We start from the raw sequence: 22521 nt of genomic DNA on the forward strand, positions 1-22521 counted from the left end.
CTCGACGACGACATCCGGACGACCACCGGCCACCCGGGTCCGACGGGGCCGGCGGCTGGTGACGGCGCCGCGGAGGCTGGCACTGTGGGTCAGCGGATGGTGGTCGTCCCGTCCGAACCGTCGGCGCTGGCTCGCTGTGCAGCGGTCGAACCGGCCACCTTCGCCGCCGCGCACTGGGGACGCATTCCGCTGCTCTCCCGGGAGGCTGACCTGCCCAACCCGGCGGGCTTCACCGACCTGTTCAGCCTCGCGGACGCAGATGAGCTGCTTAGCCGCCGCGGCCTGCGTACGCCTTTCCTGCGCGTGCTCCAGGAGGGTGCGCTGGTGTCCGCAACCCGGTACACGGGGAGCGGCGGTGCTGGCGCGGAGATCGCCGATCAAGTCCTCGACGAGCAGGTCCTGGCCCAGTACGCCGCCGGCGCCACCGTGGTGTTGCAGAGTCTGCACCGGCTGTGGCCGCCCACCATCGATTTCGCCTGGGAACTCGGCACCATCCTGCGGCAGCCGGTACAGGTGAACGCCTACGTGATCCCACGCGGCAGCCGAGGCTTCGAGATGCACTACGACACCCATGACGTGTTCGTGCTGCAGGTGGCCGGGCGCAAGCGCTGGCGCGTCCACGAGCCGGTGCTGCCGGACCCGCTCAAACGGCAACCCTGGGACGGGCAGGCCGACGAGGTGGCGGCGGTCGCCGACGGGCCGGCCGTACTGGATGTGCTCCTGTCGCCCGGCGACGCGCTTTACCTGCCACGCGGCTGGCTGCACGGCACGGAGACCGAGGAGAGCGATTCGCTGCATTTGAGTGTCGGAATCCGGGCGCTGACCCGGTACGCGTTGGTCGAGGAGTTGCTCGTCCTCGCCGCGCAGGATCAGCGACTGCGATCCAGCCTGCCGTTCGGTGTTGACGTCACTGAACCCGACGCCATCGAACCGCAGCTCACCGAGACGGTGGCGGCGCTGCGCGAGTGGCTTCTCGGTGCCGATCCGGTTGCGATCGCCGGACGGCTGCGCGCCCGGTCGTGGTCGCTCGCGCGTCCCGCACCGATCCGGCCACTGGCCCAGGCCGCCGCACTCGCCGAGGTCGACGTCAGTACGCGGCTCGTCCCCCGGCCGGGGCTGCGCTGGCAGCTCATCGCCCAGGACGCCGATCGCGTCATCCTCCAGGTGCTCGACCGGGTGATCAGCTTCCCGGCTCGGTGCCGGCCCGCCCTACGCGCGGTGCTGACGGGAACCGTGTCCCGGGTCGGCGAGCTGCCCGGGCTGGACAACGACGAGGAGCGGGTCGTGCTGGGCCGACGGCTGCTACGCGAAGCCGTCGCTGTGCCATCCTGAGTCATTCCGTGTCGATCCACCCCGTGAGTCTTCGGGCCGGTGGCTGGCGGAGCGGATGCGCCGGTTACGGCAGCGGTGCTGCCGAGGGCCGGATATCCTCAGGCGAGAACGGCGGCGGGACGTCGAGGGCTGCCTTCTACCCGGCCTCTGTGATCCGGAAAACGCACGTTTTGACTGTGGCAGCCGATGAGGTGTCACCGTTGGGGTAACCATCTCCCATGAACCGGAAACTCATTGCCGACCAGCTGACCGTGCCTGCCCGTGAGGGGCGCGGCGTCCGCCTGCGCGCCGGAGATCGGCTGGCAGTCGTCGACCTGGAAGGCCAGCAGGTCGGCGATGTCTTCGCCTTCGCCGGCGACGACGTCACCGAATATCACAGCGCCGCCCACACCCGCAGCATCGTCGACCGCCTCTTCCCCGCGTTGGGAGAATGCTTCGCAACAAACCGCAGGCGACCTATCCTGCGCTTGATCGAAGACACCTCGCCAGGACTGCACGACATGCTGATACCGGCTTGCGACACCGCCAGGTACGTGGGGCTGGGCGCAGGTGAGGATCACGCGTCCTGCGCGAACAATCTGCACCAGGTCATGGCCGGACTCGACCTGGAAATGGACTGGGTGCCGCAACCGATCAACGTGTTCATGAACATCCAGGTGGTGAAGTCCGGCAAGTTGACCTGGGAACCGGCTGTCTCTCGATCGGGCGATCGTATCGTGTTCGAGGCTCTGATGGACTGTTTATTCGTGCTGTCCGCCTGTCCACAGGACATCGTTCCCATCAATGGTCCGGGCCCGTCACCGCTCGCCATCGAACTTCTCGCGGACTAACGGTCGGATGAACGGGTGGACGCCTTCTGGGGGTAGGCCGTCGAAGATGATGGCGAGGTATGGCTGCCACCCGTCGGGCGAGGCGTCCGGCACCGGCTCGAAGGACGACCTACTCGCCACGATCGTCCTCGGCCGGATCGACAAGCTCAACGCCGTCGGCGAACAGTTGCTCGACGCGGCGGACCCGTGGGCAGCGCTGCTGGAGTTCCTCACCGTCGCCGCGGACCGACAACAGCAACGCGACCTGTCGTTCCTGCAGGAAGCCGGCGACCTGAACGCGGACGTCACCAGGGCCCGCGAGCAGATGTTCCGCACCGTGCACAAGCTCGTCGACCGGGCTCGGGAGAACGGCGCGGCGGCCGCCGGACACGGTGGGCCGGCTCGGCGACGGAGATGATCGGCGCGACGGCGGCGAGCACCTGGGTGAAGTCGTGACCGGACTTCCCGTCGGCCTTGGCGTCCATGGTGACCGGTTCGGTCAGCGGCGGGTGGACGAGCAGGTCAACGGTCGTGGTGGTGAGGGTGGTTCGCGGCTCCGGCGGGACGGGCCCGGTTGGAGCAGCGGTGGGCTGCGGCGGCCGGGCCAGCCGCGCAGGCGGCGGCGAACAGCAGGACGGCGGCGGTGAATCGCCTCAACCTTCCTCACTTCGGGCACCTCTGGCAACCTTGGGCACCAGCCGTTCGGAACGCCACTGATCAACGGTCCGGTAACCCATGCCCGACCCGAACGGGAAGAGGACTCGCGTACCGTCCGCCGTGCCGACGGTGACCGGCAGGCGGCCGATCGGCACTTCGCCGACCAGGGAGTCCGCCACGGCGGCGAGTGAGACCTCGCGGTAGCCGTACGCCGCCAGGTAGGTGGGGGCCGACGGGAAGTAGGCGATGTCGTACGGGCTCCCGACGGCGACGGTCACCACCTTCACGTTCGCCGCCGGCAGCGCCTTGACCAGATTCTGCTGGGCCACGTCGCCCCAGGCGTTGTTGGTGAGCACCACCGTGACATCGCTCGCGCCGGCCGCCGCCACCACCTGTTGGATCGTCTGCTGGTCGGGCGATCCGGTCCACATCGGAGTGGCGACCAGGCCCTCGGCGGACAGCTTGTCGGCCAGGGCGGGGACCGAGTTGAAGCCCCAGCCGGTGACCAGCACGTGTTGGCCGGAGTTCGCCGGCAGCGGCAGCACACCGGCCTGGTTGCGGAGCAGGGTGATCGAGCGGCGCGCGGCGTCGGCCACGACCTGCCGCTGGGCCGGGGTGCCGACCGTCGAGTCGACCGCCTCGCTGGTGGTGAACGGATCGTCGAGCAGCCCCAGCTCGGCCTTCATGCGCAGGATCCGGTACACGGACTGGTCGATGCGGTGCTGGCTGATCGTGCCGTCGCGTACGGCGTCGAGCACGGTGGCGATCGCGGCTGGCGGATCCGCCGGCAGGAGCAGTTCATCGTTGCCGGCCTGGATGGCGCCGAGGATCACCTGCTCCTGCGGGATGTCCTGGAGCGCGTCCGCACGCAGCGCGTCGGTGACCACGACCCCGTCGTAGTTCAGCTTGTCGCGGAGCAGCCCGGTGATGATGGGCTTGGACAGGATGGCCGGGGTCCGGGTGGGATCCAGTGCGGGGACGATCACCGCGGTCGGCATGATCGACTTGACGCCGACGTCGATCGCCGCCCGGAACGGGGGGATGTGCGTCCGCAGGATCTCCTCGCGGGTCTCGTCGACGACGGCGACCCCGGTGTCCGGGTTGGCCTCCGCGTCGCCCAGGCCGGGGAAGTGCTTGGCTGTCGTGGCGACCCCGTTGCGCTGGAAGCCGCGGACGGCCGCCGCCCCGAACTCGGAGACCATCTTTGTGCGGTCGCTGAACGCGCGTGGTCCGTCAGCCGTGTTTCGCGGGTTGGTGTTGACGTCCACCACCGGCGCGTGGTCCATGTTGATGCCCATCGTCCGCAGTTGCCGGCCGGTCGCGGCGGCCGTCGCGTACGACACGTCGCGGTCGAACGTCGCTCCGATCGCCATGTTGCCCGGCGACACCGCCGCCGGCGGCGGGATCCGGGTGACGACGCCGCCCTCCTGGTCGGTGCTGATCTGCACCGGCACGCCGGTGTCAGCGAGCGCCGCCTTCTGCAACCCGTTGGACAGCAGCGCGATCTGCTGCGGATGGTTCAGGTTATTGGTGTTGGTGAAGTAGATGATGCCGCCGGGGTGGTACGTCGCCAGCAGGTCCGCGCCGTTGCGGACGTCGCTGCCGTAGAGCGCCTGATTGGCAGCGACGTCGGAAGGGTTGGTAGTCGTGGCGGTCTCGCCGTAGACCTCCAGGACGAACATCTGGCCGATCTTCTCCGCCAGGCTCATGTCGGCCATGACGGCTCGGACCCGCCGGTCCACCGGGTCGCCCGTGGCCGGGCCGCCGTCGGCCCGGTACGCCGCGGTCCCCGAGACCGCGCCCGCCCCGGTGACGCCTCCCGCCGGGCCGGGCACCGGCGGCAGCAGACGGACAAGTCGCGCGAAAGGCATAAAGCCAGTCAGCGCCAGAGTCACGTCCACTGCCGCCAGCCATCAGTACGAGCCGACCCGGCCAGCCTCACAGTCAGTGAACCTCAGCTGGGCTGTCATCCCGCTGACGTCGGGTTCTGGACACACGAGGGCGTCAGGACGTCCTGGACGCAGTCGCCTCCCGAGTAGCCGGTGCTGGGCGTTGCAGGCGCACCGCGAACACGATCAGCAGCAGTGCCAAGGCGGCGAACATCACGCCGGCGATGAAGGTGTCAGCCACCGCGTCGGCGAACTGGACAGGTGTCGTCTCGTCCGCCCGGCCGGTGGTCGCGCCGAACACCGACACCAGAATGGCGACGCCGAGTGCCGCGCCGATCTGCTGCATGGCCTGCATCGCGCCCGATGCCGCTCCGGAATCCTCCGGTGCGACGCCGGAGAGCAGTACCGCACTGAGCGGCGCGTACAGCAGTCCTGCGCCGAGTCCGAACAGAACCAGCGGCGGCGCGAGCGAGGTGAGATAGCCGCTCGACGCGGTGAGCTGGGTGAGCCACACCATCGCCACGGTCAACGATGACGCGCCGACGATCAGCAGAGGACGAGGTCCGAAGCGGGCCATCAGCGTCGGGATGGTCCGCGACGCCGTGAAGATGAGCACGCTCAGGGGCAGGAAGGCCAACCCGGTCCGGATCGCCGAATAGCCGAGGGCGACCTGCATGAACTGCGAGCCGAAGAAGAACATGCTGACCATGATCGCGGTGACCAGCATCATGGTCAGATAGGCGCTCGCGGTGACCCGGTGGGCCAGCAGTCGCAGCGGCAGCAGTGGCTGCTCAGCGCGCCTCTCGACCATGACGAACAGCGCCAGCAACACCACCGCGAGCGCGAAGGCCACCACGGAGAGGTCGTCACCCCAGCCGTGGTCCCCGGCCCGGATGAAGCCGTAGACCAGGCTGACCATGGCGACCGAAGACGTCACGGTACCGGCCACGTCGAAGCGACGGGGAACACGCACGGTTTCGGTGACCACGAGCAGGGTCAAGGCGACGATCACGGCGCCGACCGGCACGTTGATCCACAGGACCCAGCGCCAGGACAGCCCGGATGTCAGGACTCCGCCGAGCAGCAGACCGATCGCGCCGCCTGCGGCGGACATCGCGAAGAAGAGACCGAGTGCCTTGTTACGAGGCCGGCCCTCGACGAATGTGGCGAGCAGGATGGCCAGGGCGCTCGGTGCGGCGATCGCCGCGCCGATGCCCTGCACCGCCCGGGCGGTGATGAGCACGGTGTCACTGGAGGCGGCACCGCCGATGAGCGATGAGAGGGTGAACAGGGCTACGCCTGCGATGAAGACGCGGCGGCGGCCCAGCACGTCGCCAAGGCGGCCACCGAGCAGGAGCAGTCCACCGAAGGCCAGGATGTAGGCGTTCACGACCCAGGCCAGCGCGGCGGTGGAGGCGCCGAGCCCCTCCTTGATCGAGGGCAGCGCGAGGTTCACGACGGTGTTGTCGAGCACGATCATGAGTTGGGTGGTGGCAACGACGGCCAGGACGAGACCCGGACGCGTAACCTTGGTGCCTTGCAACATTCCCTGTCTCCTAGACAGACATATGGCATGGGCAGAGCGCGACGTCCTCGGGCCGGTTCTCGTCGGCGTCGGCAACTACACGCTCTGCGGATCTTGACGTGACACGAGGCTGTCGCCGCGCACCGACCGGCCCCGTCACGGCGACGGGGCCGGCCCAGGCGACTCAGTCAGCCTTCTCGTGCGGGGTCTTCTCGCCGGCTTCGACGGCGAAGGCCAGTCGATTTCCTGCGGTGGGACCGAGCAGATGGGGAAATGCAGTGAGGGGTAGGAGGCATGCCACGGCACGGATTCGAGCGTGACAGCCTTTACGGCGTGTAGGGGCTCACATCCCCCACAACACCCTTTTTGGGTCCGGCCCGTAGGTGGGCACACCCTGGGAGTCGCGCCGCGACGGCGACTCCCGGTCGAGGAGTTCACCACGGTCCGGCTCGGTCAGGAACTCCTCGCGACCCGACCAGCCAGAGCCGCCGGTCGCTGCCGAACTCCTGGGCGTTGTCATACGGCTCCAGCGCGCCGAGGTTCTGATCTCCGATCGTCATGATCCGCTCCATCTTCTCGTTCATCTCGAACCCACGTTTCGCCGCAGATGCTTCATCGCTTCCTGACAGACAGCAAGGTTCTTTGCTGTTTCAGCAAGGAAGGTCAGCTGTCGAAGCGTCGCGGCAGCATCCGACCGTGCGGCAACAATCGACGAGAGAACTTGCGGCTATGGCAAGCTCCAGGCATGGCGGACGAGATGAGCAGCGTGGGCCCACGCTTGAGCTCGCTTCTCCCCTGGCCAGGGAGTACCGCGTTGCACTGGACGAACTTGTCGGTGCTCCGTCGACGGGTGACCCACGCATCCATCCGCGGCCCACCCGGCGACCGGCGCGACGGCCTCCACGGTCGGCCTCATCGCGCCGACACGGGCCGTGGACCACCGGCCGCTCCCGATGCTCGTTGAGTCACCCCCGCGGTGCCGGCGTCCGCACGTACGCCTCGCCACAGACGCCGGAGGCAGAAAGCAGCACGTCAGTGAAGAGAAATCGAGCGATAGAACTGCTGCGAAGGCCAGAGGATCCACAGCAGGCGACATTCCTGGAATTGTTCTTCGACGTCGTCTTCGTTCTGGTGCTCACTCAACTCTCGCGAGGACTGATCCAAAACCTTACATGGGTAGGCGCTGCTCAGACGCTGCTGCTGCTGTTGGCCACTTGGTGGGTCTGGTTCAGCACGGCGGGGATAACCGACCGGTTCGACCCGGCCCGCCCGGTGATACAGTGGCTGGTCATCGCGATATTGGCCGGCAGCATGATGATGGCCGCCGCGTTGCCGGCAGCGTTCAACGACAAAGCCCTGATCTTCGCGAGCAGCATCGTCGCCATCCACATCGGTCGCCAACTGTTTCTCGTGGCCGTGCTGCGCGGCCACGAGTGGCAGGACGCCCCCTTACGGGTGCTCTTGTGGTTCAGCTTGTCCGGGGTGCTGTTGATCGCCGGGGCGCTGGTGGACGGCGCGGTGCGAGGTGCGCTGTGGGCAACAGCGGTGGCCGTGGACTACGTCGGCTACACGCTCCGCTACCCCGCGCCCCGGCTGGGCCGAGTTCAACCGACGGTGTGGCCGAACGCCGCCGAACACCTCTCGGAGCGCTACCGACAGTTCTTCGTCATCGCGCTCGGAGACTTGATCCTGGTGACTGGCCTGACACTCAGCGCCGCAAGCTTCACGGCGGACCGCGCTATAGCCGCCCTGGTGTCCGTTGGCACCACGGCGCTGTTCTGGCGAATCTACATTCATCGAGCCGGGCAGTTGCTGCCCGCTGTCATCGCAGCGGCCGCCGACCCGGCCAGGCCCGCCCGCCGGACGTCCCACGCCCACCTGGTCATGGTGGCCGGCATCATCGTTGCCGCCGTCGGGGCCGAGTACGTCATCGCGCACCCGCTGGGACACACCGAACCGGCCTGGGTCGCCGCCGCCTTCGGCGGACCCGCGCTGTTCCTGGCCGGGCGCGCCGTCTTCGAGTACGAGGTGTTCGGCCGCGTGTCCCGTGATCGACCGCTCGGCGTGCTCGTGCTCGCCGCCCTGACACCGGTGATGCTCCTCGTACCGCTTCTCGTGGCTGCCCTCGCCGCCACCGCCGTCCTGGCCGGGATCGCCGTCTCCGACGCGGCCCGCTCTCGAGGGCGTCCACCCGAAGCGCCGTCGCCGCCAGCAGGAAGGCCGTCGTGACAGGGCAGCGGGCGAGATCCCATCCGCGCGAGCAACAGCCGAGCCGCATCCAGCTCCGCCCGGCCCACGGTGGTGTCACTCATGCCTGCCATGTAGCCGGCGCCGGCGGACATCGCACCGGCGGCGGCGCCCGCGACGAGCAGACACCCGACACCGGCGGCCACAGTGCGCCGACCGCGACGGTCGCGGCGATCCCCACCGCGGCCGTGGCGTCGAACGTCCACGCGGTCGGTGGCCGCCTCGGCGCGGCAGACGGTCCGGTTGCCGCCGGTGATGTCGTCTCATCAGTCTTCGAACATGAGCGCGTGGGCGGCGTCCGCGAAGGCGCGGACGCGGGCAGTGGCGCCGTCGGCGCGCCAGAGCAGGCCCCACTGCAGGGGTTGCGCGTCGCGCAGGTGCACGTACGCGACGTCGGGGCGGGCGTAGTAGCGCTTGGCGTTGGCGCCGACAGGGAAGACGCCGAGACCGGCGCCGACGTGGGTGAGGATCTCGTGGAACGTCGCGGCGCAGAGCCCGGCCCTGATGGGTCGCCCGGCCGGGGTGGCGTGCGGTGTGCGGTCGGCGCGCAGAGACCGCGGCAGCGTGTCGGGCAGTTGTAGCATGGCGACCTCGGCCAGGTCTTCGACCGAGACAGCGTCGCGACGGGCGAAGGGATGCCCGACCGGCACGGCCAGGAACCGCGCCTCGGACACCAGGACCGGACCCGCGACGATGCCGGGCTCGTCCACGGGCAAGGTGGCCAGGGCCAGGTCGACCTCGCCGCCGCGCAGCCAGGGCATCAGCTCACCCAGCTGCGCTTCGCGGATCTGGACCTGGCACTCGGGATGGCGCCGCCGGAACACTTCGGTGATGCCGACCAGCAACTGACCACCGGCCGCGCCGGTGAAGCAGACCCGCAGGGTTCCGGTGAATCCTCGGCCGGCCTCGACCGCTCGGCCGACTGCCTCGGCGATCTGATTCCAGGCCGGTCGGAGATCTTCGTAGAGCGCGCGCCCGACCCGGGACAGCTCGACCCGGCGGCTGGTCCGGTTGAACAGGGCGACGCCGACCCGTCGTTCCAACTTGCGAATGGTCTGGCTGACTCTCGCGGTGGAGACCCGTAGCCGTTCGGCGGCGCGGCCGAAGTGCAGTTCCTCGGCGACGGCGAGAAACGCCTCCAGTTCGTGCCGCTCCAGCATGCCCGTCTCCCTGCATCGTTAATCGCAGCTTCACGATTGTGGCACACGTCGGCATTGTTCGTCGGTCGGGCCGGCCGCAGGATTGAGGTACCGAACACCCGATCAACCTGCGGGAGCAACCATGTAGGTCACCGACGGCCAGGCCCTGGCCGTTGGTGCCAGGTGCCACTGGTCGGACCGGTCGGCATTGCGTGGCCGTCTTCGTTGCGGCAGCCGGCATCGGCGTCACCGCGCTGATCGCGTTCGGCTGCACCCCGCCAACCGCCGCACCACCACGGACCGCCGTCGCGGTCGCGCGCGTCGCCGCCTGAACCCACGAGAAAAGGAACACCATGAACGCCCTGCACGCTCTGCGCTCCTCCATCCGCGGTCAGGTGTGGCTGCCCGGCGAGCCCACCTTCGACACCGCCCGCCGGCCCTGGAACCTCGCCATCGAGCAGCAGGTCGACGCCGTGGTCGAGGCCGCCGACGGCGCCGACGTCGTCGCGCTCGTCCGCCACGCCCGCACCGCCGGGCTGAGCATCACCACTCAACCCAACGGACACGGCGCCACCGGCCGCACAGGCGGCACGATCCTGCTGCGCACCCGGCGCCTGGACGCCCTCCAGGTCGACCCGGCAACCCGGCGCGCCCGCGTCGGCGCGGGCGTACCGTCCGGCCTGCTCCAAGCGGCCGCCGCACCCCACGGCCTGACCGGCCTGCCCGGCAGCTCACCGGTGGTCAGCGTCGCCGGCGTCGCGCTCGGCGGTGGACTGAGCTGGTTCGGCCGCGCACACGGCTGGGTCGCCGACAGCGTTACCGCCTTCGACATTGTCGATGCCGAAGGCCATGAACGACACGTCACCGCCGACACCGAGCCGGAGCTGTACTGGGCGTTGCGCGGCGGCGGCGGCAGCTTCGCCATCGTCACCGCCCTGGAACTCGCCCTGCACCCCGCACCGAGCCTGTACGGAGGCAGGATCCTGTGGCCCGCCTGGCACGCCCCGGCGGTGATGGACGCGTACCGCACGATCACCGCCACCGCACCGGACGAGCTGACCGTTTGGCTCGACCTGTTGCACTTCCCCGGCGCCGAGCCGATGGTCGCCGTCGACGCCACCTACCTCGGCGACCCGGACGAGGCCCGCGAGCTCCTCAGCCCGCTGGACCGCCTGCCCTCGCCGCTGTCCGACAGCCGGCAACCCATGTCGGTAGCCGAACTCGGCGCCATCACCGCCGAACCGACAGAGCCCAGCGCCGGCCTGTCCCACACCGAACTGCTGACCGTGCTCGACGACAGGGCGGTCCGGACGTTGCTGGACGATCCGATCGAGCCGCTGCTCAGCGCGCAGCTGCGGCACCTGGGCGGCGCGCTCGCCCGCCCGTCGGACAGCCCGCACGGCCCCCTCACCGAGCCCTACGCGCTGTACATGTTCGGCCTGCCCACCGACCCCGCCCGCGCCGAAGCCGTCACCGCCAGACAACGCGCCCTCGCCGACGCGCTACCCTCCAGCGGCCGCAAACCATTCACGTTTCTCAACCCGAGCGAAAGCGTCGCCGACGCCTTCACCCCCGACGTGGTGAACCGCCTCCGCGACATCAAGCACCGCCACGACCCGCACGACATGTTCCGCGCCAACTTTCCGGTGTGCGCCTGAGGCAGACCCGACGCGATCAGGGTGGCGGCGGCGTGACGTCGGTGACGGCACGCCGCGGCGATCCCTGGCCGCGACGACGTTCGTCGCGACGGTGGACCATGACCGGCTGACGGCGCTCCCCGACGGCTAGGTGGCCGACGGCTCGACCCCACCCGACCCGGCCTTGGGGGTACGCATCAGCCGCTGGTGTAGGCAGGTGATGTGCCCGGCCACGCGTGCGGCGTGGCCGGGCACATCACCGAACGGAGTTTGGCCGCACCTACCTGGTGTTCAGCCGGTAGGCGTGGGTGATCGTCTGGGTCACCGAATTGCCGGCGGCATCGGTCGCCGTGGCCCGAAGCGACACGAAGCTGCCACCGGCCGGATGCCGGACGGTGGCGGTCCAGCCATCCGGACACGCCCTGACCTGTGCCTTCGACCAGGTCAGACCATCATCGTACGAGACCTCGACGGTCAGCTCCGTGATCTCTTGCGCGGGGGCGCGGTTGCCCATCGACCGTGACCGGCACCGCCCACCGCCGGGAGCTCCCGAGCTACCCGGGCACCTGCGGTGGACAGGGTGCCGCTGGCCGTGACGCGGGCGGACGAGCCGGTGCCGTACTGCACGATCAGCGGCAAGCTGTCCCGTTCGTGATCGTGGTAGCCGGCCTTGACCAGGCCCGCAACGTCGGACGGGACCACGTACGGGCTGTCACCGGCCCGCTCGACGGCGAAGCGCATGCCGTACGCCCCTTGCCCGGTCGTATCGAGCGGTGGTGGCCGTCGGTGGAGACGAGCGAGATGCGGTCACCGGTCACCAGCCGAGGTTCCCCGCCGGGTGATGATCCATATTCCGGTCGGCGAGCCGGCAAGGGAGAGACGGAGCATCCCCGCACCGCGCCGACGCGGGCAACCGACCCGACATGCGGATGTCACCCGGAAGTAGGTGCCCGTTCACGAAGGCTCAGGCGCGGCGTGTGCATCGAAGGCTCTTTGGAGCGGCTGTTCCTACCGTGACCGGGTCGTGATCGACAGATCGGCAACCCCGTCGCGCATCGGATGGTTGTCCAGCACCGGTACGGGATGTGGTCGGCCATCGAGACGAAGACGGCACCCGAGCCGGCGTCGCCGCCCGCTGGCACTGTTCGCAGCGGAGGGCCGGCGACCTTCCACATCCTCGGCCCCTTGGAGATCCAGGGCCGGACGAGCCCGGTGACGCCACGTGGGGCGCGGCAGCGCATCGTCCTGGCTACATTGCTGTTGAGGGCGAACAAGGTGGTCGCGACGGACGAGATTGTCGACCAGCTGTGGCCGCACCGCGTCCCGCCGACCGCCCGCGATCAGGTGCCGATCGTCGTCTCCGGCCTGCGCCGGCTGTTGCGCGACGCGGGGGTGCCGCACGGGGCCGAGGTTCTACTCACGCGGCGACCGGGCTACGTGTTGCAGCTCGCTCCCGCGCAACTCGACGCGCGCCGTTTCGAGGCCCTGCTGCGGGAAGCGGATCGGGAATTGACCGCCGACCGTCGCGCCGAGGCAATCCGGCTGCTGGAATCGGCGTTGTCGCTGTGGCGGGGGCAGGCGCTGACCGGAGTAGCGAGCGGGCAGGCCGTCATCGAAGCGCAGCGGTTGACGGAGCTTCGGTTGTGCGCCGTGGAAAAGCTGATCGATGCGCAGCTCGCACAGGGCCAGCATCACCAACTCGTGCCGCGGCTGAGCCAGTTGGTCGCCGTGCACCCGCTGCGGGAGCGGCTGCGCGGCCAGTTGATGATCGCACTGAACGCGACGGGGCGCCGGGCCGAGGCGTTGGAGACGTACCGGGCCGGCCGTCGGTTGATGGTCGCCGAACTCGGCCTGGAGCCTGGTGCGGAACTGCAACGGATCGAACGGGCGGTCCTGGCCGACTCCGTCGTTCACTCGATCGCCGAGGTGAGCGACGCGTCGTCGCGCGCAACCAGCGCCGACCGAACGTCGGCGCGGGCTGCGTCGCCGCCGGCGTCCTACCTCGCTCGTCCGGCGCAGCTCCCGGCCGACCTGTGCGACTTCAGCAGGCGTCGCCGGGAGATCGACGGCATCCGGCAGGCGATCGGCAACGCGGGTGACGCCGTGCAGATTGTCACCATCACCGGGCCGCCCGGGGTGGGCAAGAGCGTACTCGCCACGCATGTCGGGCACCTGCTTCGTCGTCGCTTCCCCGGCGGGCAGTTGCACGTCGACCTGCGCGGCAGCGGCGAGCGCCCGGGCGACGTGTCGGAGACCCTGGCGAGCCTTGTCGCGTCCTTCGGGGTGCGGCCCTCCACGATCCCTGAGGGGTTCGCTGAGCGGGTACGCGTCTTTCGCGCCGTCACGGCCCGAAGGCAGGTACTGGTCGTGTTGGACGATGTGTTCGATGCGAGCCAGGTGTGGCCGTTCATTCCGAGCGGGCCAGGCTGCGCGGTTCTGGTCACCAGCCGATGTCACCTACCCGACCTCGGCGGCGCGCGGCACGTACCACTTGACGTCATGTCCGCTGACGACGCGCTGGCGCTGCTGGCCCTCGTCGTGGGACCGGATCGGGTGACCGCCGAGCCTCGGGCGGCCGCGCGCGTCGTCGATCATTGTGGGCGTCTGCCGCTGGCCGTGCGGATCGCCGGCGCCAGGCTGGCCACGCGACCGCGCTGGTCGCTGACGATGCTGGAGCGACGACTCGCCGCCCCGGAGCGCCGCCTTGATGAGTTGCGGATCGACGACCTTGACGTACGGGCGAGCCTGGCGTCGGCAGTACGTCGCCTGCCGCCACGGGTGGAGCTGGCCGCGCGGCGACTCGCACTACTGGAAGGAGCCGACTTCCCGTCCCGCATGGCCGCGGAGGTGCTCGGCACGTCGATCGGGGCCGCCGCGGAGCTGCTCGACCTGTTGGCACGGCACCACGTGCTCGTGCCGGCCCGACGCGGCGCCCGGCCGCCCCGGTACCGGCTACCCGCGCTGACCCGCCTGTACCTGCGCGAGCCGGCGACCCGGGGCATGGGGGCAGGTCAGCTGCCGGAGGCGTGATCGCGCGACCGTCCCGCCCGTTCGCGACGAACGCCGCCGGGCGCGGAATGCCCGCGCAGGCACAACCGGACCAGTTCGGGGAACCGGTACCGGGGCGGTACCGACGGTTGCGGCGGGACGTACTCCAGGACCCCCCACTCGACGAGTCGATCCGTGAGATCCTCACCGCGTGCCCGGGTCACGCCCAGCGCCGCGACGGCAGCAGGCAGGGAGAAGGGCGACGGGGCGAGCGCGGCCAGTTGCCGCGCGGCGCGCGCCACCGCGGGCGGCAGCTCGCGCAGATCCGACTCGAGCGTGGCGCGTACGTCGATCGACCCGACGCGCAGTTCGTCGAGGCGCAGCCGAGGGTCGGCCAGCCGGTCGGCGAGCGCGCCCAGCCGAAGGTCACCGGGCGACGCCGCCTTCGTGCCCGCGGCCCGCAACGCCAGCGGCAGCCGCCCGCACAGGTCGACGATCCGCCGGGCCGCCTCCGGCTCGGCGGCCACCCGCTCGGGACCGGCGGTGGCGCTGAGCAGGGCCAGTGAATCGACGTCGGAGAGGACGTCCAACCGGAGCCGGTGCACGCCGTCCAGCCCGGCCAGGCGGCGCCGGCTGGTGATCAGCACCGCGCAGCCCGAGCCGCCGGGAAGCAGCGGGCGGACGTCGGCCGCCGCGGCGACGTCGTCGAAAACAATCAGACAGCGGCGTGCCGCGGTCACCGACCGGTACAGCCGCAGCTGGCCGTCGAGGCCGCCGGGAGCCGCATCAGGCGACAGGCCCAGTGCCGCGAGCATCCGCGCCAAGACGACGGCGGTGTCCCCGCGGCCGGGGGCGACGTAGAGCTGTCCATCAGGGAAGTCAGCACGGACGAGATGCCCCACGTGGGTGGCGGATGTGCTCTTGCCAACGCCGGCGGGCCCGGTGACCACGACGATGGGAAGGGCGGTACCGGTGCCTGGGGAGCTGCTCGGGTCGAGCCACTGGCGGATCGCGGCGACCTCGCCGGCGCGGCCGGTGAAGTCGGCGACGTCCGGCGGAAGCTGGGACGGGGCACCGCCCGGCCGAGCGGGCTCGCCTGGCGCCGGGCCGGTCTGGGCGGGAGCGGACGCATCGGCACGGATGGCCCGTTCGAGCACGCGCAGCTCGGCGCTCGGGTCCAGCCCCAGCTCCTGCACCATCAGGCGGTGGCCGGCCCGGTAGATCTCCAGGGCGTCGCCCGTGCGTCCGACCGCGTGCAGGGCCACCATGAGCTGCCCGCGCAGCCGCTCCCGCAGCGGGTGCTCCCCCACCAGCCGGGCGAGTCCCGGCACGACGTCGCGATGCCGGCCGAGCGCGAACTCGGCCTCCATGAGCTTCTCCACCGCGGCGAGCCGCAGCTCCTCCAGCCGGCGCGCCTCGGCGACGGCGAACCGGCCGGGCACATCGGCCAGCGCCGGGCCACGGTACAGCGCCAGGGCCGTACGCAGCGCCGCCACGGCCTGCGGCAGGCGTCCCGCCGCCGCGTGCGCGTCGGCGTCGCGGATGAGTGCCTCGCACCGTTCGACGTCCAGCTCATCCGCGTCGACGCGCAGCAGGTAGCCGGTGGGCCGGGTGACCAGTGACTCGCGTCCGGCGGGGCCGGCCGCCGTGCCGAGCCGGCGGCGTAGCCCGGAGACCACGTTGACCACCTGGTCCCGGGCGGTGGTGGGTGGCTGGTCCGGCCAGAGGTTGTCGATGAGGTCGTCGACGGGTACCACCTGGTTGGCGCGTAGCAGCAGGGTGGCGAGGGCGACCCGTTGTCGGGCTCCCGGCATGGCAACCGGGCCCGCCCCACCGTGCACGAGCAGCGGGCCGAGAAGACCGAATCGGGGCCCCGGCCGGTCCGGGTCGCTGCTGGGTTCACGGCCATGGCGAATCGGGTGTTCCGGCGGGGTACCGGCCAGGCCGCGCGTCCCGGTCGCATCGAGCATCGGAGGCCTCGGCTGCGGACCACCGGATGCCTCGCTGTGCGTCAACGTCATCGAACCCGACCGTTCCGCTCCGCCACGACCGTCGGCCGTGTCGCGTAGGAGATCATCTCCGGTCGATGACATCGCGGGAAGGTCACGAACCGAAATGGCAGGTGGATGGCCTCGGCCGTTCACGCCGAGGCCATCCACCGTCCAGGTCGGGCCCGGCTATCCGAGGGAGAACAGTGATCGGGTTCCGGAGATGTTGATTCCTCCCGTCCCGAGCCAGCCGCCCCTCGGGTTCGTGCTGACCTTCACCTCCCAGTCGTCGAAGTTCAGCGTGCCGTTCTTGCCGATGCCCCAGCCCACGGAATACCGGCCGACCGAGATCGTCATGCTCTGCTTCTCCCGGCGCTCTCCGTGCTTGTGCGAATATCCGAGGCGGGGGAACAGACCGTTGAGCAGGGTGTCGACCGACGGCATGGAGGACGAGGTCTGGTACCCGTAGCCGACCTTGGTCTTGCCGTTCTGGACCTTCGCCTTGGCGCAGTGGTGGACCAGACATGCCTGCCACTCGGCGAACACGCGGGGGGCGAGGTAGGAGATCAGGCCCCCCGAGGACTTCTTGCCGGCGTTGGCCGGGTTGGGTCCGCATTTCGAGTTGCGGGCGGGACCGTACACGGCGACACAGTCGTTCCACTTCTTCTGCTTCGCCGCCCGCGCCGCCTCACGAGCCTTGCGTTCGGCCGCGGCCTTGGCCTTCTTGGCCGCGTACTCTCGGGCCAGCCGCCGCGCCTCGGCCGCCCTGCGCATGTAGTCGCAGCCGTCGCAGTAGTGGCGCGTGGCCGGCGAGGACGAGGCCCGCTTGGAATAGTCGCAGCCGTCGCAGTAGTGCTTCGCGGTCCCGCCTCCGCCGGAGGACTTCTTTTTCCTGCTGCCGCCCGACTTCTTCTTTTTCTTCGGCTGGTCCTCGTTGTTGTAGCCGCCGCAGCCGTCGCAGTAGTGGCCGCCGGGGAGGACTCGCCACCGGCCGTCCGGGTCGCTCATGGTGACCGGCGTGTTGTTGGCGTACGCGTACCCGTTCATCTGCTGGGGATCGTTGTAGTCGATCAGCGGGTCGACCGAGATGAACCGCCCGGTGTCCGGGTCGTACTCGCGCGCGCCGAGATGGGTGAGCCCGGTGGACGCGTCGACCGTGCCGCCGACGTACCCCTTCTCGGTCGGCCAGCTCACCGGCACGCTGCGCTGCTCCCCGAACGGCAGGAACCGGCGCTGGGTCACGGCGAGGTCGTCGGCGTCCACCGAGAGCTGGGCGGTGCCGACCCGGTCGGCGGCCTCGAAGGACAGCCCCTTCGCGGAGGTCCGGACGGCCGTGACGCTACCGAGCTGGTAGTAGCGGGTGGCCGATGTCGCGCCAGTGGACTTCGTCAGCTTCACCTCGCTGTTGCCGAGGTAGAGGGTGACGGCGTCCGGGTCGCGGCGGATCAGGCGGTTGCCGTCGCCGTCGTAGAGGTACTCGGTGACCTTGCCGCCCTCGGTCACCGTGGCCAGGTGGGCCTCGGCGTCCCAGCTCAGCTCCTGGGTCGAGCCGGCGACGGTACGGCGGGTGGTGTTGCCCAGCGCGTCGTAGTCGTAGCTGTTGATGGTGCCGCCGATGGTCACCGTCGCGAGGGTGTGCGGACCGTGCCCGGCGTCCGGGTAGGCCGATGTGCTGGTGGTACCGGTGCCCGTGACGGTGTTGTGGTTCGTCTCGGTGAGCCGGTTGCCGACCTTGTCGTACGTCCAGTCCTGCCAGTACGGTGCCGGCCCACCGATCACCGACGGGCTCGGCGCGGCGGCGCAACCGTCCGTCGCCGTCCAGGCGCTCGTGAGGCGCTGCAGGTAGTCGTACCGGAAACACTGCGTGTCCGCCGTGCCGCCGGCCGGCTCGTCGGCGATGCGGGTGACGTTGCCCGAGGCGTCGTACGTGTAGTTGACATCCGCCAGGTGCATCGGCGAGACGTTCCGGTCCACGAGGGCCCGGGTCATCCGTCGGGTGGCTTCGTCGTAGCTGAAGGTCTGGACCAGCTGCTTACCGGTCACGGCCTCCAGGGTGTACTGTGCCGGCTCGTCGTACGGGGTGTAGCGCGCGTCGCTGAGCAGCCTCCCCAGGTTGGTCTGCGCGGTCTTCAGCCGGCCGTCGGCGTCGTAGGTGTACCGCAGCGTCTCCGCGCCCAGGCCGCCGACCGCCGGATACGTGGTCAGCAGCGGCAGACCGGTGTCGGTGTAACCGGTGCTGATCCGGTACGTGCCGGCCAGCGCGCCCTCGGCGGACGGAACCGTGAGCGTGGTGCCCAGCGACCGGTAGCGCACGTCGTAGCCGTCCACGGACATCCGGTAGGCGGTGCCGCCCACGTACCGGGTGGTGGTGGCCAGCTGCCCCTTCACCACGACCCCGTTGGCCAGCGTGTCGTACGTCCAGCCGATCCGCTTCGGACCTGCCGTCGAGCCGTCGTACACGCCGGTCTTGCGGCCCAACGCGTCGTAGCTGTAGGCGAGCGTGACACCGCGCCCGTCGGTGGTGGTGCTCACCTGGTCGGCGTTGTCGTAGGTGTAGGTCGTGCTGCCCTTGTCCGGGTCCTCCTCCGTGACCTTGCGACCGCGCAGGTCGTAGTGATTCCGCCAGACGTTGCCGCTCGGGTCGGTGACGGTCGCCACGTCACCGCCGGGCGTGTAGGTGTACGTCGTGGCGTCGTAGGCCCCGCTCGGCGAATCCCCCGTGTACTGCCGTAGCTCCACGGTCTGCCCGTCGGCGTTGGTGATCGTGGTCGTCGGGGTGTCGCCGGCCGGCGGATCCACGGTGACCCGGTCGCCGCCGTAGCTGGTGGTGGTACGCCACTTCTCCGTGCCGAACGACAGCGTGATCCGGGCGGTCTCCCGCTCGTCGCCGTCGAACACCGTGCGGGTCTGCGACGGGACGGTGTTGTCGGTGACGGTCAGCAGCGTGGTCCCCGCCGGCTGATCGTTCCAGTAGGCCTCGTTCTGCTTCACGGTCAGGCCGCGGGAGTCGTAGAAGGTGTCGGTCACCACCCGGCCGCCACCGGGCGCGGGCTTCTGGGTCTGGCGCGGGCGCAGCCGGCCGTCGAAGAAGTCGTACTGCGCGTCGTACGTCGCGTCGTCGCGGATGTTCTGGGTCGTCACCACGTTCGGCGCGTCCTTGCGCACGAGGTAGGAGAACTTCGCGTTCGGCGTCTCGCTGCCCGCCTTCGAGCGGTCCGGCAGCCAGACCGCGGTGACCCGGCCGAGCGGGTCGTAGGTGATGTCGGTACGTCGGGTGTTCGCGTCGACGACCGCCGTCTCCCGCCCCCACGCCGGGTCCAGCGTCTTGGTGACCGCGTGCCCCATCGGATTGGTCACGGTGCTGCTGGTGACCGGCCCGCCGGTCGCCGGAGTGAACGCGGTGGCGGTCTTCTGGTTCAGCGCGTCGTAGCTGGCCACGGCGCGGCCGTAGCTGTCGAACTCGGCCCGGGTCGACTGCACGTACGTCGGGGTGCCGCCCGAGTACGACGCCACCTCCTGGGTCAGGGTGACGTCGCCCCTGGTGGGTGCGGTGCCGAACGTGGTCGACCCGTCGTAGAAGGTGCGCACGTCGGAGATCAGGTCGGCCGGGTACGACGCTGCCGCGCCGCACGACACGGAGACCCGCTCCTCGCGCACCTTGTAGTCGACCATCCACCGGACCGTGTTGCGGGCATAGGTCGTCCGGTTGCACTCGTCGTCGTTTCCGATCGATGTGTCACCGAGGTCGTTGACCTGGGACGGCAGCCCGTACGAGTCGTAGGTCGTCTGCACCTCGGTACGCCGCCAGCCGCCCGAGGACAGCGCCACCCGGCTGCGTGCCTTCGCCACGCCGATCAGGTACGCCTTGGTGGCGCCGCGGGTCGCCGTCGCCGCGGAGATCCATGGGTCGTTGATCTCCCCGTCGAGCGCGCTGCCGCCGACGCCGTTGTAGGAGATGTACTCACGGCCGAAGCCGGCCAGGGCGGGATGGTCCGTGATCGCGGTGCCCTCGGAGTCGGTCACCGTGACGCTGCGGGTGCCGCCGGCCGTCTTGTCACCGTCCATGCCGCGCATGAACAGCTGCTCGGACTGCGAGCGCACCCCGCCGACAGCGCCCTTCGTGGTGCGCACCTTGGCGAATCCGCGCCACTGGCTCCAGGTGCGGTACTTCGTCGGGGTCAGCTCGTTGTCGTCGTAGTGCCAGGCGCCGCCGCCGACGTACTCGTAGTCGGTCTGCTCGATGCCCGCCACACCCGAAACGTCGTCTTCCAGCACCTGCACGGCCACGTACTTGTGGAACCAGTCGAGGGTTGGCGCGGTGGCGCCCTCCGGGGTCCAGTACTGCGGGAAACACCGCCTGGTGTTCGAATCCGGGACCGGTGTGGCGGCCCGGGTGCAGTCCTTGCCGGAGTAGTTCACGCGGACGTGGCCGCCGGACTCGTCGTAGACGTCGGTCAGCCGCCACTTGTACATCGGCGGGATGCCCTCCATGGCATCGACCCGGTTCTCCAACTGGACACCCTCGAAGGTCACCGCCGGCAGCGTCAGGCTGCCACCCACCTTCCCGGTCCGGGTGATCGACGCCAGCCACAGTGCCGGTGAGGTGCCGTCCCCGGGCTCCCGGAACTGGTAGCCGAGGGCCCAGACGTCGACGTCCCGGTAAGTGGTGCCGGAAACCCACACCTGCGTGGTCACGCTCGCCAGCCGCTTACGGGTCCAGAACGTCGGCGCGTACAGGTCGGTGCAGGTCGCCCCGGCGGCACAGTTCTGGTCGTACGGCACATCCGGCCAGTTCCTGGCGGTGTCCTTCGTGATCGTCCCGGTGCCGCAGGTTGCTCCGGCCGCGCACCGCTCCGCCACGCCGAACAGCACCCGCATCGGCGCGGGCGCCGAGTACATGGTGTCCGCACGCTGCCCGTAGTCGATCCGGCTCAGGTAGCCGGCCCGGTGGTAGGCGGTGCCGGCGGTGGCGGTCCGGTTCCGGCCGTAGTAGTTGGTCTCGGTGGTGTAGAAGTACGACATCGCGTTGCCGTTGGGGTCGACGACGTAGTCGAGGCTCCACCGCCACGCCTGGTTGCAGTACGACGTGGCGAAGGTGTTCGCGTGGCACGGCTCGCCGGCGTCGTTGCCGAACACGGGCACCGTCCACGCGGAGTTCGTCACCTCCTTGCCACTGGCCCAGCCCGGCAGCCGGTTGAGCCCGTAGAAGTACTGGGTGCCGTCGCGGGTGGTGATCTTCCAGTGCTCGCCGTCGTTGTCGCCGTTTGTCGCGCCGGTCAGCCGCTCGACCCTGGATCCGTCATCGTTGCGCAGGTGCCAGGCCCCCGTGGTGGCGTCCTTGACCAACTCCACCGTCTGCCCGTTCATCGACAGGAAGGCGTTGTCGGTCTCCCAGCACAGGTCGTAGGGCTTCGGCGTGGACGTCACGTCGTCGGAGCAGGACTTGTAGCGCCGCTCGACGAAGCCCTCGCTCAGATCCCATCCCTCGCCGACCCAGGAGGACTGGTTGTTGGTCGACGCGGTGCGCCCGTCCACGCCGCCGGACGAGTAGCCGAGTTCGAGGTCCGGCTCCGGGCCGCCGAGGCCGGGCACCCCGTCCATGGGATACGTCCAGGTGAAGTCCCCGGACGGTCCGCCGGCCTCCCACGAGGAGGACGGCGACAGCTTCGTGGCCTGGTAGTCGCCCGCGCTGCCCGCCGGCGCCGCCGCTGCCGCCAGCACGGTCATCTCCCCCGCCGCCATCGTGACGTCGGCGGTGAGGCGTCCCTCCTTGACCGCGTTGCTGGTGGGCAGCGCGGTACCCGAGCGGCACTCCGCCCGCTCCGGCGTCGACACGGCACAGGCGGGCAGCTGCACCAGCCGCAGCCGGGATGCCCAATCCCCGCCGTAGGCGTGGCGGAACGAGGAGTAGTCCAGCTGCACGGACAGCCGGCTCCTGGCCGGGACGGCGGTGGTCGCCACGGTTTTGTCGATCACACCGGGTGAAACCGTCACCAGCAGGCCCGACACGCCGGCGCGGTCGGCAGCCGCACGGTCCAGCACCCGCACCCGGGCCGCCTGCGGCGCCGCCGCCCTGACCGCCGCCGACCCGCCGCCGCTTCGCCCGACCCAGACCGGCAGGGCGCCGGCCCGGACCCGCGCCGAACCGGCCGCCGGCACGGTCACCTCCACCGTGCCGCCGGCCGGCCATCTGACGGACACGGGCCGACGCTGCACGGCGGCTGCCGCCCGAGCGGACGGCTTTGCGCTTGGCACGAAGTCCCGGCCCGGCACCGAACGCTCTGACGGCACTTCGGGCCGTTGCCATGCC

The 22521-nt window shown here is 70.3% G+C and carries 13 protein-coding genes and 1 pseudogene; 7 read left to right on the forward strand and 7 right to left on the reverse strand.

Annotation, left to right across the window (positions count from 1 at the left end):
- Positions 1-96: 96 nt before the first annotated feature.
- From FHX32_RS19580 to FHX32_RS19590, 3 genes are all read left to right on the forward strand, one after another.
- Positions 97-1332: a JmjC domain-containing protein gene (locus tag FHX32_RS19580; protein WP_167186254.1), complete on the forward strand. Its 1236-nt coding sequence runs from the start codon at positions 97-99 to the stop codon at positions 1330-1332.
- Between the two features lie 218 nt (positions 1333-1550).
- Complete coding sequence (locus FHX32_RS19585; RefSeq protein ID WP_167184967.1) at positions 1551-2162, forward strand: urea carboxylase-associated family protein; 612 nt, start codon at positions 1551-1553, stop codon at positions 2160-2162.
- 46 nt (positions 2163-2208) lie between these two features.
- Positions 2209-2559: a hypothetical protein gene (locus FHX32_RS19590; protein ID WP_208418884.1), complete on the forward strand. Its 351-nt coding sequence runs from the start codon at positions 2209-2211 to the stop codon at positions 2557-2559.
- Positions 2560-2794: 235 nt separating this feature from the next.
- Here FHX32_RS19590 and FHX32_RS19595 read toward each other — a convergent pair whose 3' ends face one another.
- The 3 genes from FHX32_RS19595 to FHX32_RS19605 all read right to left on the reverse strand — a co-directional run bounded on the left by FHX32_RS19595 (position 2795) and on the right by FHX32_RS19605 (position 6796).
- Entirely contained in the window at positions 2795-4693 is a 1899-nt protein-coding gene (locus FHX32_RS19595) for a glycoside hydrolase family 3 protein (protein ID WP_167184970.1), read from the reverse strand.
- 109 nt (positions 4694-4802) lie between these two features.
- A complete protein-coding gene (locus FHX32_RS19600) occupies positions 4803-6233 on the reverse strand; it encodes an MFS transporter (protein ID WP_167184973.1) in 1431 nt (476 codons plus the stop codon).
- 413 nt (positions 6234-6646) lie between these two features.
- Complete coding sequence (locus FHX32_RS19605; protein WP_167182775.1) at positions 6647-6796, reverse strand: hypothetical protein; 150 nt, start codon at positions 6794-6796, stop codon at positions 6647-6649.
- 181 nt (positions 6797-6977) lie between these two features.
- Between FHX32_RS19605 and FHX32_RS19610 the strand changes: the two are divergent.
- Positions 6978-7088: pseudogene (locus tag FHX32_RS19610) on the forward strand (XRE family transcriptional regulator); the annotation flags it as partial.
- Between the two features lie 159 nt (positions 7089-7247).
- Positions 7248-8441 (forward strand): low temperature requirement protein A, encoded by a 1194-nt coding sequence (locus tag FHX32_RS19615; protein WP_167186257.1) that lies wholly within the window; start codon positions 7248-7250, stop codon positions 8439-8441.
- 284 nt (positions 8442-8725) lie between these two features.
- On the opposite strand, the gene FHX32_RS19620 is transcribed toward FHX32_RS19615, so the two are convergent.
- Entirely contained in the window at positions 8726-9619 is an 894-nt protein-coding gene (locus FHX32_RS19620) for a LysR family transcriptional regulator (RefSeq protein ID WP_167184976.1), read from the reverse strand.
- A gap of 332 nt (positions 9620-9951) precedes the next feature.
- Between FHX32_RS19620 and FHX32_RS19625 the strand changes: the two genes are divergently transcribed.
- Entirely contained in the window at positions 9952-11256 is a 1305-nt protein-coding gene (locus FHX32_RS19625; RefSeq protein ID WP_167184979.1) for an FAD-binding oxidoreductase, read from the forward strand.
- A gap of 259 nt (positions 11257-11515) precedes the next feature.
- Here the strand turns inward: FHX32_RS19625 and FHX32_RS19630 are convergent, their stop codons facing one another.
- Positions 11516-11749, reverse strand: a complete 234-nt coding sequence (locus FHX32_RS19630; protein WP_167184982.1) for a molybdopterin-binding protein — start codon at positions 11747-11749, stop codon at positions 11516-11518.
- A gap of 671 nt (positions 11750-12420) precedes the next feature.
- Between FHX32_RS19630 and FHX32_RS19635 the strand changes: the two genes are divergently transcribed.
- A complete protein-coding gene (locus FHX32_RS19635; RefSeq protein WP_167184985.1) occupies positions 12421-14265 on the forward strand; it encodes an AfsR/SARP family transcriptional regulator in 1845 nt (614 codons plus the stop codon).
- Here the strand turns inward: FHX32_RS19635 and FHX32_RS19640 are convergent.
- Complete coding sequence (locus FHX32_RS19640; RefSeq protein WP_167184987.1) at positions 14247-16037, reverse strand: BTAD domain-containing putative transcriptional regulator; 1791 nt, start codon at positions 16035-16037, stop codon at positions 14247-14249. The genes FHX32_RS19635 and FHX32_RS19640 overlap by 19 nt on opposite strands.
- Positions 16038-16400: 363 nt before the next feature.
- Complete coding sequence (locus tag FHX32_RS19645; RefSeq protein WP_167184990.1) at positions 16401-22412, reverse strand: RHS repeat-associated core domain-containing protein; 6012 nt, start codon at positions 22410-22412, stop codon at positions 16401-16403.
- Positions 22413-22521: the final 109 nt, after the last annotated feature.

The organism is Micromonospora sp. CNZ280 (assembly GCF_011759515.1).